General features: G+C 45.0%; 11 protein-coding genes and 1 pseudogene. 5 read left to right on the top strand and 7 right to left on the bottom strand.

Going from position 1 to position 13,126, the window contains the following annotated elements; translation table 11 throughout:
* Nucleotides 1-35 precede the first annotated feature (35 nt).
* Nucleotides 36-869 carry a DUF1848 domain-containing protein gene (locus tag B3N33_RS05455; protein ID WP_414674179.1) on the bottom strand — a complete coding sequence of 278 codons (834 nt, stop codon included), beginning with the start codon at nucleotides 867-869 and terminating at the stop codon, nucleotides 36-38.
* A gap of 981 nt (nucleotides 870-1,850) precedes the next feature.
* The gene (gene leuS, locus B3N33_RS05460; RefSeq protein ID WP_292592421.1) at nucleotides 1,851-4,226 is read right to left on the bottom strand and encodes a leucine--tRNA ligase; all 2,376 of its coding nucleotides are present in this window, start codon (nucleotides 4,224-4,226) and stop codon (nucleotides 1,851-1,853) included.
* A gap of 318 nt (nucleotides 4,227-4,544) precedes the next feature.
* Between leuS and B3N33_RS05465 the strand changes: the two genes are divergently transcribed.
* From B3N33_RS05465 to B3N33_RS05485, 5 genes are all read left to right on the top strand, one after another.
* Nucleotides 4,545-5,885: a hypothetical protein gene (locus tag B3N33_RS05465; RefSeq protein WP_292590290.1), complete on the top strand. Its 1,341-nt coding sequence runs from the start codon at nucleotides 4,545-4,547 to the stop codon at nucleotides 5,883-5,885.
* Nucleotides 5,886-5,898: 13 nt separating this feature from the next.
* Nucleotides 5,899-7,365, top strand: a complete 1,467-nt coding sequence (locus B3N33_RS05470) for a C1 family peptidase (RefSeq protein WP_292590291.1) — start codon at nucleotides 5,899-5,901, stop codon at nucleotides 7,363-7,365.
* 105 nt (nucleotides 7,366-7,470) lie between these two features.
* A complete protein-coding gene (locus B3N33_RS05475) occupies nucleotides 7,471-7,974 on the top strand; it encodes an inorganic diphosphatase (RefSeq protein WP_349682113.1) in 504 nt (167 codons plus the stop codon).
* A 69-nt stretch (nucleotides 7,975-8,043) separates the two neighbouring features.
* Nucleotides 8,044-8,697 (top strand): HAD-IA family hydrolase, encoded by a 654-nt coding sequence (locus B3N33_RS05480; RefSeq protein ID WP_099829784.1) that lies wholly within the window; start codon nucleotides 8,044-8,046, stop codon nucleotides 8,695-8,697.
* Nucleotides 8,697-9,332 (top strand): HAD hydrolase-like protein, encoded by a 636-nt coding sequence (locus tag B3N33_RS05485; protein ID WP_292592425.1) that lies wholly within the window; start codon nucleotides 8,697-8,699, stop codon nucleotides 9,330-9,332. The genes B3N33_RS05480 and B3N33_RS05485 overlap by 1 nt, the downstream gene beginning before the upstream one ends.
* Before the next feature lie 68 nt (nucleotides 9,333-9,400).
* On the opposite strand, the gene B3N33_RS05490 is transcribed toward B3N33_RS05485, so the two are convergent.
* The 5 genes and pseudogenes from B3N33_RS05490 to B3N33_RS05510 form a co-directional block, all read right to left on the bottom strand.
* A complete protein-coding gene (locus tag B3N33_RS05490) occupies nucleotides 9,401-9,925 on the bottom strand; it encodes a hypothetical protein (protein ID WP_292592427.1) in 525 nt (174 codons plus the stop codon).
* A gap of 624 nt (nucleotides 9,926-10,549) precedes the next feature.
* On the bottom strand, nucleotides 10,550-10,702 hold the full coding sequence (locus tag B3N33_RS05495) for a hypothetical protein (RefSeq protein WP_165775360.1): 153 nt from the start codon (nucleotides 10,700-10,702) through the stop codon (nucleotides 10,550-10,552).
* Between the two features lie 15 nt (nucleotides 10,703-10,717).
* Nucleotides 10,718-12,022 (bottom strand): C4-dicarboxylate ABC transporter, encoded by a 1,305-nt coding sequence (locus B3N33_RS05500; RefSeq protein ID WP_099829781.1) that lies wholly within the window; start codon nucleotides 12,020-12,022, stop codon nucleotides 10,718-10,720.
* 61 nt (nucleotides 12,023-12,083) lie between these two features.
* Nucleotides 12,084-12,719, bottom strand: coding sequence for a DUF6305 family protein (locus B3N33_RS05505; protein ID WP_099829780.1), 636 nt, complete (start codon nucleotides 12,717-12,719; stop codon nucleotides 12,084-12,086).
* Nucleotides 12,720-12,832: 113 nt separating this feature from the next.
* Nucleotides 12,833-13,126, bottom strand: a pseudogene (locus B3N33_RS05510) (iron ABC transporter ATP-binding protein); the annotation flags it as partial.

Below are 13,126 nucleotides of genomic sequence, written 5' to 3' on the forward strand. Positions count from 1 at the left end.
TAGTATAGATCATTTCTACCAAATTTAGCATATCTCTACTTCTTTCTCTCAGTAATCTCATCGTGCTCCTGCAATTCGCTACAAAGAAGCGGGGCCTTTGGATTAAAGGAATGATAATTTTTACGAATCGCTTTCTCACTAAAGCTTGCATAGCAGTATAGGCAACGATTAAGACAGGTATTATATGCGCCAATGTCGACACTCTCGACACAGCGGCATGCAGCTCTCTGATATCTGTCTTTTGGGTGATCAATCCTTTTGCCTGTCAGCGTGTCAATTACCGTCCCGTCAATACAGCTTCCGTGACTAATTCCATATTCCGAAAGATCAACGGTCTCTGAACATGTCTTCAGCTTCATTCCTTCAGAAGATGATACTTCTGAATAATGGCTGGCAATTTTCCTTACCTCAATTTCATTAGGCGCCCTTGCATCAAGTTTTCGAAGGTTTGATGAGATCTTCTGATAGTAATCGAGAAAACTAATCACACACTCTTCAGTGAAACCCTTAAGCAAATGCGCCATTTTTTCAAAGGCCCGTAGATGATGGTCGACACTATAGTCTGCATTTATCAGAATAGGATCGTATCTCCAAATCACTCTGTTTTCTCCAATCTTTCCGGAAAGCTTTTTGAAGGTCTCGATAATCTCTCTCTTGTTGCGAAGCCCAGGCTCTACACTTCCATGATAGGGCGTAATCGTGAATTGAAAATAATAACAGTAATCGGCAAAGTGATTCAGCTTGTCTAACATTTTTTTGGGATCCTTTGTCCAAAATACGAAGCAGTCTACTGCTTCTGGATTTAGGATAACTTTGCTCACCTGATGGGGATTGAACGGATTCCTAACAAGAGCAAAGCCACTTTTCAAACGCTCTATCATCCACTCTGAATAAAAAGCAGGGATATCTGTCCTCCTGCTCNNAAGTGCAAAATCATCACAGCTCGATTCGCCATTTCGAAAAAACATAACGTTTGCTGACTACTTCAATATTAATACAGAAGATCATAGCGACTGAAGAAAGGGGACATGTGTGTTTTGATTCGTAGAGATCGTAGAGAATAGAGAGAGAAAAACAAAAGAAAAAAAGAAGTAAATAATAATCAACTGGAACTGGAAGAATGGCTTCCTTCCTTTTTCGTGTTTTCGACAGAAGAAGAGCCGATTCATTCGAATCACACATGAAGAACAATATCAATCTGCTAAATTCTACAGAGAAGTGGAAAGGTTAGTTTTAGTTACTGCTGGAATCAAAATACTTGATCTCGGTTGCGGAACTCGACGAGATATTCAGACTAAACACGACAACCAGAGTAGCATGTGTCGACTTGTCCCAGAAGATGCTCGAAATTCTTAGAATCAAACATGAAGACAGACTGGACAGCCTGAACTTGATTACCGGTTCCTACTTCTAAGTTGATTTGCCATCGGAAGAATTCGACATTGCCATTTCGGTTCAGTCGATGCATCATTTCGGATACAAACAGAAGTTGTCGCTCAAGAAGATTCTCCACAGTCTAGCGGGTAATGAAACATATATCGAGGCAGATTACGTGGTCGATACTACACGATAGAGGAAATGGGACTACGCAAGAAATACGAGTCTCTGAGAAGCGAGCATGACGCACCTGATGGTTTTTACCACTTTGATCTGCCGCTTTCCATAGATAATCAACAAGCAGTTCTGGAAGAGGCTGTGTTCAGTACTGTAAGACACCATGCAAGATACGAAAATTCAAGCATTTTCGTTTCACGAAAACCCACATCAAAACGGAGATGAATCGATGGAAAACAAAGGAGAGCCACTGGCCCTCCTTCTAGATGTTGAGAATATACTATTTCTTACTACACTCAAATAATTATATTGATTATCTTGTCCTGTACGTAGATGATCTTTCTTATTGACTTTCCTTCAAGCATTTTTGAGAGCTTCTCATCAGCCATTACCGCTTCCATTGCCTTTTCCTGGGATGCGTTCTGAGGAAGCACAACCTTTCCTCTCATCTTACCGGTAATCTGAACAGGCAATTCAGTCTTCGCCAGAGAAGCGTATTTCTCATAGCCAGAAGGGAAACCATCTTCAAGAATAGTCCTCTTCTTCCCGCCTTTCATGCTGTATATCTCTTCGCAAATGAAGGGGGCGAAAGGCGAGAGGAGTTTTGCCATATCTACTACGAGCTTTCTCTCGATAGCGCTCTCTTTCGAAGCCTCATTGACGAACTCCATGAGAGCGGCTATTGCCGTGTTCGGCTTGATATTCTTGATTGAATATTCGACCTTTTCCACAGTCTCTGCCATCTTTATCTTCAGATCTGTCGAGCTCTTGCCTTCAGGCATTGTTGCGATGTCCCAAACTCGATTCAGAAACCTTCTCATCGCGTCCATTCCGCTGTCCCGGAAATCTCCGCCTTCGAGAAAGGTCCCCATAAACATCAGATAGGTTCTAAGGGCATCCACTCCATGGCTCTCAAAATACTCGTTGGGATTGACGATATTTCCCTTCGATTTCGACATCTTCTCCCCGTCTTTTATGATAAGCCCGTGTCCTCTAAATGAAGCAAACGGCTCTTCAAAAGGAAGAAAACCCATATCGTGTAGCGCCATCGCAAGAAATCTCGAGTACATCAGATGGAGAGTTGCGTGTTCATTTCCGCCTATATACATATCGACCGGGCACCACTTTTCAACCAGCCCATCATCAAAAGGTGCACCGTCATTGTTCGGTGAAAGATATCGCAGATAATACCATGCCGAATCAAGGAAGTTGTCGGAGACATCGGTCTCTCTTCTGGCAGCCTCTCCACAAATCGGGCAAGTCGTGTTGACAAATTCGCTGTTCTTGGCCAGTGGAGACTTGCCGCTGCCGTCAGGTATGTAGTCATCGGTATTTGGCAACATCACTGGCAATTGATCTTCAGGGACGGGGATAGTTCCACACTTATCACAGTAGATCATTGGTATCGGAGGACCCCAGTAGCGCTGTCTGGAAATACACCAGTCATGAAGGTGATAGTTCACAGAGCCCTTTATGCTTTCGCTCACTTCGTCAATCTTGTCGATGAAATCAACACTGAGCGTACCCGAGTACTTTTCGCTGTTGATCATCTTTCCCTTCTCAGTATAGGGCAACTGTGAGGGATCGCATTCTATGACCTGTCTTATCTCTAGTCCATACTTCTTCGCAAAGACATAATCTCTCTCATCGTGCGCCGGGACGGCCATAACGGCACCCGTTCCATATTCTGCCAGCACGTAATCTCCTATCCAAATTGGAAGCTCCTCACCAGTAAGAGGGTGAATGGCGTAAGAACCGGTAAATATCCCGTTTTTTGGACGAGAAATAGATGTTCTTGTGGCAAGATCCATGCTCTTCACTTCTTCTTTGAAATTATCAAAAGTCTCCACTGTTGAAGGCGTGACTAGCTTGTTCACCAGACCGTATTCAGGAGCTACAACTATGTAAGTTACTCCAAATATCGTATCTGGACGGGTTGTAAACACATCTATCTGCTCATTCATTCCAGATACTTTAAAAGAAATCGTGGCTCCAGAAGATTTCCCTATCCACGCGCGCTGAAGATTCTTAGTAGTATCCGTCCAGTCAAGCTTCTCGAGGTTAGACAGCAGTTTCTCTGCGTACTTTGTGATTTTGAAGAACCACTGACTCATCTCACGTTTCTCGACTTCATTATTGCATCGTTCGCAACGACCGTCAATTACTTGCTCATCGGCCAGCACTGTCTTGCACGAAGGACACCAGTTAACATTTGACGCACGTTTCTCAGCAAGACCGTTCTTGAACAACTGAATGAAGATCCACTGGGTCCACTTGTAATACTCCGGAGAAGAAGTTATCGCTTCGCTGTTCCAGTCGAAAATATTACCAATCATTTTGAGCTGCTCTTCTCTGAAGTACTCTATGCTTTTCGGAGTGAGCTCAGCAGGATGTCTCCCAACTCTCAAGGCATAGTTCTCGCTGTGTATACCGAAAGCGTCGAAACCGATCGGTTCGAAGACGTCGTAGCCCTTGAGCTTCATGAACCTTCCATATACATCCGATCCGATGAAGGAAAACATGTTTCCTATGTGGAGACCGGCAGCGGAGGGATATGGAAACATCATGAGATTGTAGAAAGGCTTCTCCGCTTTCTTGAGATCTATGTTAAACGGCTTCTCCTTCGCATAGTAATCCTGCCATTTCCTTTCAATCACCCTGAAATCGTACATATGCTACCTCCCCGAATGAGTGTAAAGCTTGAGAAAAGCAACTTAGATGGATTATAACATGCTAGTGTTACTGAATTTGGGATGACAAACCCGGTCGATCAGAGAGGCAAGAGTCTTCATTTGAAAAGCAGGTTGACGACTCGTTTATCGAAGTTTTTCAGGGATTTCCCGACGGTGTCCTGCATGATCTACGTAAAGTGGACAATTTTGTTTTCAAGCGCTGGAAGCAGAATTGTTCAGAAATGAGGTTTTCAGAATCGGCACCTGTGAATGTATAATTGTACATGAACACGAAATCTCGAAAAAGGGGGTAAGAGAATGAAGAAAGCATTGTTCGTATCTCTGTTGCTTGTATTCCTGTTCTTTGTCTCTGGCTGCTTCAAGATCAACAATCCGCCAGTGGTATCGTTGACAGGCTCCGTTTCGGAAGGACAGGAAATTGCTCCGATGACGCTTGTCACTTTCGAGTGGGAAGTAACTGACTTCGATGACACGGAAGTCACTTCTGAGTTCAAGCTCTACAAGAATGGGGCTGAAGTTCTGTCTGTAGTAGACACCGGCGAAGCGGTGTACGCTCTAGACGAAGAGGGAAAGTACGTCGCAGAGGTTGTAGCGACCGATTCGATGGGGGCTCAAACAAAGAAGACTATCTCTTTCAAAGCGACTAATATGAAGAGAGAACTCTTTCAATCTGGAGCTGGGCTGATGTATTTCGATTACAGCGATTTGTTCGAGTACATCGAAGATGAAGTCTTCGGCATGAGGTTTTATAAAACTGCTTCGGAGGAAATTGTCCCTGCCGAAGAGGTGACTGTAAGGAAGCGATTGAACCTGCTGGACACCAATGAAGATGGCTTGTATGACACTTGGGAAGAGATACCTAACAACAGATCTGATCTACACAGGTACGTGTACCTACCGGGTTACTTGGAAGTTTATAGTACACTTTGGGTACCGTACGGTTTTGAGTATGGCACGGACTCAATTAGAGTATATTATGCCGGAGTAGAAGGTCCGTATAGTGGTTTCGTTCTATTCTATCCTCTTGCGGAAGTCGGTTTTGAACTAAACACAGTTTATGCAAGATGGGTTGAGGCTCATGTCTTTGGAAACACGCTTAACGACTACGGAGAAGCCTACAAAGCGTTTGCTCTAAGAGAGAGGTATGATTCAGACGAAAAACCGATTATCAGCCTTTCCACTCCTGACAGCGATATAGGACCTGGAGATTCGTTTACTGTAGGTGTAATGACAGAAAATGTTGCGAGTTTTGCCGATCTGTATGATGTCAGATATATTCAACTCTCTCTGTGGAACAGCGAAGGTTTGGTTCTTGAAAGCGTTGAGTTCGGGAATTTCATGGCAGGTTTGAAGGATGTTGGAACATTCAAGAGTAGTGATGAGGCTGTCACCCTTTACAAAGCCTTCCTGAATGGAGCAGATGAAGCTGGAGCTGCCGATGATGTCTTCGCAACTCTCACTTTCTCAGTTCCTGAGGATTATGAAGGCGAGATCATTGCCGTTGGACTGGCGTACGAAGGTTACTGGGATACATATGGCATCTATCCCGATTTGCCAAATCCCGCTTTCAGAGATGTAGACAATGGTTCTGTTGACGGTTTCATTGTTGACCACGAACCAATTGTCTTCTTGGAGTAAGGGGGGGATTACTATGAAGAAAACCTTTATAGTTCTACTTACGGTAGTTTTGATATCGTCCTTTGCACTGGCAAGTATTGCAACTCAAGTAAGGTCAGCTGAGGAAAAAGTAAATTCTTCAATAGAAAAGCTGAATTTGAGCTGGGAAGCAGGTCTGGAAGAAAGCTTTGTCGCAAAGCTTGAAACCGCAAATATCGCAGATGTCGATGCGATATTTGAGCGGCTTAATGGATACATTGATCTTCCAAAGGATGTTAGCGATCGGTTGGTTGAGTACCTTAGAATGGCATATATAGAAGAAGTAGAGGACTTTTCCATTCAGGGGATGACCACAACAGACGATCTCATGATGTCAACTTTCGTCCTTTTGGAACCGAGAGAAGTGGCTGAAAGCTATTTCGTGAGGCTTGAACCCGTTAGAGACCAGTTCATTCATGGCAGCTGCTGGTCTTTCGCTACTGTTGGTTCTTTTGAAAGTGCGCTTGCAGTGCAGATATATGGGATGAACGGAAACGTGGATAACACCCTGGATTATTCGGAACGATGGGGAACCTATCATAACATCGACTGGGACATCTACAGCTTTTCACCTGACAACTATGTTCAGGACAGGAACAGCCTTGAGGGTGGAAACAGCTACTTTGCAATGTACAATCTCATAAGGTATGGAATGATGGAAGAACAATACGCTCCATATTCTGAAGTCTATTTGGACCCCAGAGAGGAGATTCCTCTGCCCCCATCGGCATACAATGCTCCGCTGCTGAAGTCCTCGAGAAGTGTGATGATACCTCCTGCAACAGCGGCAGCTCGCTTAGGATATAGCTACGAGGATTATCTGAATATGATAAAGACAGCTCTTGCGGATTACGGATCTCTTGCCGTCTCTTTCTCAGTTCCATACAGTTTCAACTTCTATTCCAAGGGAATCTATTCTCCTGTAGAAGGAGACTACAGCACAGGCGGACACGCAGTCACTCTAGTTGGATGGGCGGATGCCACCGAGCTCGATGACATAATCCTAGCTGGCAGGACGAATCCTGATGCAACTCCTATACTGGACGAAGAAATCGAAAGCTACACATATTTGGATCCAACACAGACCGGTTCTCCAGAGTTCACAGCAACCACCTTCTGGATAATCAAGAACTCCTGGGCCTATGATTGGGGAGACGGGGGCTACTATGTAATCCCCGCCATTAGCGAGGAACAATATGAGAGCGGACAGATAGGTTTCTGGGAAATCGAAGGAAGAGAGATGTATCTTCCGATTTTCGACGATCTTGCACATCACGAAGAAGACAGTCTTGATATAAACGGTGATGGCATTGTCGACGAGAAGGATTTCGAAGCTTTGGTCGAAAAGATAGGTTCGACAGAAGCAGAGGATATCGCAACCTGTGACATTTCCTTCCCCAAGGACGGGAAGATCAACGGCGAAGACGCTGCTGCTTGGGTATTCTTGTTTAACAACAGGTAAGAATGTTTTGAAATAGGTTTAGAAGAACCCCCTTAGGGGGTTCTTCTTTTGTGATAATCATTAGTCTGTAGTCTTTCTGGCATAATTGATAAGGAGGTGAGAGCTTTGCAGGAAGAAACCGTGCTTGACATAATGATAGAGATTCCTAAGGGAAGTAGGAATAAGTATGAGTATGATAAGAAACTCAAGAGGATAAGGTTCGACAGGACTCTGTTTTCTGCTGTTCATTACCCGATGGACTATGGATTCATATTAAATACTCTTGCCGAAGACGAAGATCCGCTTGATGCAATGGTTCTGCTATGGGAGCCGACTTTTCCCGGGTGTCTGATTGAGGCAAAGCCAATCGGCGCATTCAAGATGTGGGATGAGAAGGGCCCTGACGAGAAAGTCCTTTGTGTTCCGATACATGATCCGGTCTGGAACTATATCGAGACGCTCGACGACGTTCCACCTCATCTACTGAAAGAGATAGAACATTTCTTCTCCGTATACAAGGATCTCGAAAAGAAGAAAACGGGTATTGAGGGCTGGGTAAGAAGAGAAGAAACGTTGGAAATTATCGCTGCATCAAGAACAAGATATCTTGAAGAAACTCAGAATTCTTAAAATGTGCGACAGGACGAAATTCCGAAAAGCGTATATCATTGACTTAGCAACAGGAAAGGAGAATCCATTATGTATGAATACGTTATCTGGGATTTCGGCGGCACTCTCTTCGATACTTACCCTGCGGCAGCGGAGGTATTCTCGAGGGTCCTTGAGAAGTATGAGGTGAGAGCTTCCGTCAAAGAAATTCTTGAAAAGCTTAAGGAATCAACATCGAAAGCCGCACAACACTTCATGGATAAGTACAGACTGCACAGTGGATTTCTGGAGGATTTCTACAGTATAGAGAACCATCTTGAACCGGAGAGACAACCACCTTTTGAAGGGGCAAAGGATACCTGTATCCAGATTAATAAGAACGGTGGAAGTAATTTCCTTTTCAGTCACAGGAGTAATTACTCCATGACCAAACTTCTGAATTACTACAAGATGCTGGATCTTTTCTCCGAAATTGTATCTGCAGACGGTGGTTTTGCCAGAAAGCCCGATCCACAGGCAATTATGTATATTATCGACAAGTATGGGCTTGAGAGAGAAAGAGTTATTACAATCGGTGATCGAGAGATCGATATTGAGGCCGGGAAACGCGCCGGAATAGCTACCTGCCTCTTCAATCCAGATTCGTCGTCAGCAACCACAAAAGCTGATTTTGTCGTTACCTCCTTGAAACAGGTTCCTTCTGTTTTGCAGGTGTGCAACAGATACAGTGGTTGTGAAAGCTGATGATCGAGAATCTTATATGGGATTTCGACGGTTCGCTTTTCAATACCTACCCCGCTATGGTCAGACTGTTTAAACAGGCTCTGCTTAGAAAGGGATATGTCGCTTCCGAAAACGAAATTCTCTCCCTCATGAAAGACACCCTCGGAAAGGCCGTTGACTTCTATTTGGATAGAGGAGTTGACTATGCCTTCTACAAAGACTTCAAGAAATCTGAAGAAGAACTCGACCCGGCCGAGCAACCTCCTTTTGAAGGTGCTCGCGAGGTGTGCTCAATAGTTGTAAGGAATGGCGGTAAGAATCTGATCATAACTCATAGATCGCGAAAGACTGCTTTCAAGCTGCTAAGTTACTATGAAATGACCTCGCTTTTCAGCGACATAATCACCAGAGAAAGCGGATTTAAGAGGAAACCAGACCCCGATGCTTTCGTCAGCGCGATAAGAAATTATAGACTGAACCCCAGATCAACTCTCTCCATTGGTGATAGAGACCTTGACGTCATTGCTGCAAGGGATGCGGGAACAAAGACATGTTTCTTCTCTCAGAATGGATCCAGACCAACCATTCGAGTCGACTTCACAATAGACAATCTGTTACAGCTTGAAAAGATTGTTTCTGATGACGGCCATTCCTAACATGTATAGCAAATGAAAAAAGTGCATACGCAAAACCCGTATGCACTTTTCCTATGCAGAAAGATATTCTATTGGTAGTATACCTTTCTTGAATCTGCTTCAGCAGGGTCCTTGAAGTAGTATCCAAGTCCGTTTTCGACTATTTCGGCGTATCTTGCGGCGGAAACCGAGAATCCTCTGTCGGGGTTCTTCTTCGTCCACTGAGACAGAATCTCCTGAATAACTGAAGAATGCTGGCCGACTCTTCTGTCCATAGAGAATCCGTTCTCGTCGTATGGGACGAAAAGCAATCCCTTTTCACCAGCCTTCAACACAAATGGGTCTATACCATCGATAATCAGTTCTGGAGTTTTGGCAGCCGTAATCTGATCAAGATGGACTCCGGGTGACTCCAGTAAGAACGGGTATGCGTCGGACCAATCGCCAATTTCCCTGTGTGAGAGGCCTCTGTAACCGGTTGGAGAAGACTCCACGTGATTATCAAACTTCTCTCTTCCCTTCACATAGAAGGAAGCTCCTATTGCATAGGGCATTGACTTCTCAGGGGCAACTATGCAGTTGGTCACAGGGTACATCGCCTCTGCTTCATGCAAATCAATAANNCCTCATTACGGATCATCTCCATTGCTGCAAAGGATACTTTCTCAGCAAGGAATCCGTCAGGCCTGCCTGGCCAGGATCGATTTGTATTTCTTGCGTCTATGTACGACAAAAGCTGACCATCAGGATAGTGTACATAGACGTCCGGGTCTGGCCACTGGTCAAGTGCCTGGAACCCTCTGTCGCCCATTCTGAACTTCTGTTCTCCCCATGGAGTTTCCAGATAGTAGTAGAGAGGAAATCCTCCACCTGGCTGTGTTCCAAGAGAACCGCTAACATTGAAATGGGGAATAACGTAGACTGTTCCCTTTTCCACTTCGAGATTCCCGATGAAAAAATATGCGAGTAAAGCCGCAGAGGGTTCATTGGCATGGGTCCCCGCTATTATGAGAGTCTTCCCGCCTTCCTCTGCGCCCTTCAGTTCAAAAACATCGGTATCTGCAATCGTTCCTTCTATTCCGTCAAAGTACTTGCTGAGTTTAAAAACGTTAGTCACACTTGGTCCGGCCACTACTTCTTCCTTGAAGTACCTCTGAACGTACAGTGGTATTCCTCCAGCCAGAACTATAAGTGCAAGTACACCAGCGATTATAAGTTTTCTCATCATAAAACCACTCCTACTTCATTCTCAGCAGTCTGAGAATGAGGGGTAGAAGAGCCAAAGTATAGAGTATCTCGCTCTTTAAATCCTTGGTCTTAATGAAGTTCCATATTAGCATGCCTGCCACATAGGCTGTCATCACATAATACAGAAACATTATCAAAGTCATGACGACACCTCCTCCTCAACCTACCATCATCAGGAAGTTGAATTTGTTGGCGAAGATAATCAGTATCATAGCAACTGCGGTTATGGCTATCCAGGGCACTACACACTCTTTCAAGAACGAGCCGTAAGAACCTTTATAGCCAACCGTACTCACTGTCAACCTCCCTATCAGCGCAGTTGGGGGTAGTCCATCTCCAAGAGGCCATAGAAGGCTTAATCCTGCCAAAACAATTACCGGGTTTATTCCGTTTGAATTCAACATCCAGATAAGCGGTATTCCTATTACCATCGCACCACCATATGTAAGGAGACCTTCCGATATCGGTATTATGAAGGGAAGGAGTATCCAGACTATAGCCAGAGGAGCCGTAACAATCCACATTGAGATCAAACCCTTCACACCATTGAAACTCATGACCTGGATCAGCATTCCCACAACTGCGGTGGTTGCTATCAGGGGTGTTAATTGGGCAACGGTCTCTTTGCTGACCTTCAGAATATTCACTCTCTTGAAGTTCATTAGCCAAGCAACTAACGCACAGATTGCAAAGACTAGAGGCAATCCAAGAACCGGGAATCCGAACGGCCAGATTCTGGGGGCCCCGAGCAGGAATATCAAGACAAGGAAAGGAACAGCAACGCTCCACCCGGAGAGCCCTTTGGGATCGGGAATCTCTTTTAGTGCCTTTTCTTTGTCTATGTTCTTTGCACCACGTCCAAAGAACAGGACAGAAAACAGCGCCAGAATCAAGATCGGTACAAGAAGAGGCATTGTGAACCCCACATAAGGTATTGCTGTTCCCGCACAAGTCATCATTGCCCAGATGTTGACTGGCGGAGCAGCAGCGCTCAAACCCGCAATTATGAAGATTAGCGCCGAAATCCTGACCTTTGAAAGTCCCATCGCGTTAAGGGCTGCTGCTACCGTACCCCCCACAACTAGAACGGAGATACTCCCTGCTCCGGTGAGCGCTCCCGGAACTAGAATTACAAGCATCAGTAGTATCAGCATCAGGACTCTTTTGTTATGGAAAGCTCCAATTATCTTCCTGACGATATAATTCGTTCCACCCGACTCTTTGATAATATTCATGAAAATCGTCGCAAATACGAAGATAAGTCCAATGTCGAGGTAAGTTACCGATCCTTCGGCTATATGCCTGAAAGTGTCAAAACCTGCTCCTCCGGCAATTGCTCCCCCGATTACTGCAACAAACATACATAGTTCCGTTGAAAACTTCAGGAACTTTCCAACGGCGTAGGCTCCAACCATGACTAGCCCGGCTATGATCGTTTGCATATATATTGCATCAGCTGACAACGTGATTACCCCCTTATAATGAACGCGGCACAATCATCACGATCGCGCCGCATCCAATCAACTACAACCCGAAGACTTCTGTGAATGTGTCGAGAAGATCGAAAGCTGAATCAATCTCCACTATTGGCACATTTCTTTCTGAAGCGGCATTCGTGAATCTGCCGTCCTTGTTTGAGTCCTTTGTCACGATGAAGATGTCTGCAAAGGGAGCTACTGTGTCAATCATTACCTCGATCGGACTACCAGGAAGACCCCTCTGAACTGAACCGCCGATTGCCACGGCAATTATTGCGATCTCGTTCGCCTTTGCGTAGTCGATGAGTGCCTTGAGCCTTGAAACTTCCGATTCTACAGACAATCCCGACGCTCCCATACCTTTGAGACTCGCACCAAGAACCAGGATCATTGACTGAAACTTCGTCCCTTTGGGATCAGGGGAAAGCGTGGTCACGTGCTTTCCAATAGCCGACACAGCTCCACCAAGGCCTACTCCGGCAGCTAGCTCATCTTTGGAGAGAATGTCGCAATAATCGTACTTCAAACCTACTTCGTCGGCAACATAAGTCACCGTCTCAACTTCCGTACTCTGACCGGCTGAAGTGATTACAACAGGAAGTGCCAGTGAGACTTCTGTAGCCGAGAAGGCAAGTGCACCAACAACAGAAACAATAATCATAACGAGAATTGCTTTCTTCATGAAACTACCTCCTTCTTTCTGCTCTATTCGACTCATATATTTGAAACAAATATCGTATACAAAGTCCGAAATTATCGAAGAAAACCTGCCCCGAAAGGGGCAGGCCAGGACTATCATTTAGGTTTGTAAGCGTCGTCACCAAAGACGTGACCGTCTGCATAACCGACTTCCTGCAGCCACCAATCGGGGTATCCAGCTGAAGAACCAACGTTCGGGATGTTGATGTATCCGTCTCTGTACTTGGTTATTAGATATTCGTTGAAATCCCATACTTCTGCCATTACTCTGTCGGTGACGTCAGCAACGTAATCAGTAAGGAATTCCTTACATAGCTCTGGATCTGTTTCGTAAAGCTGTGCAGCTGCCGCTTCAATCGCTGGCTGTACTGCAAAGAGCTTTCCTTCGAT

It is taken from the genome of Mesotoga sp. UBA5825 (genome assembly GCF_002432955.1).
Lineage (GTDB): Bacteria > Thermotogota > Thermotogae > Petrotogales > Kosmotogaceae > Mesotoga.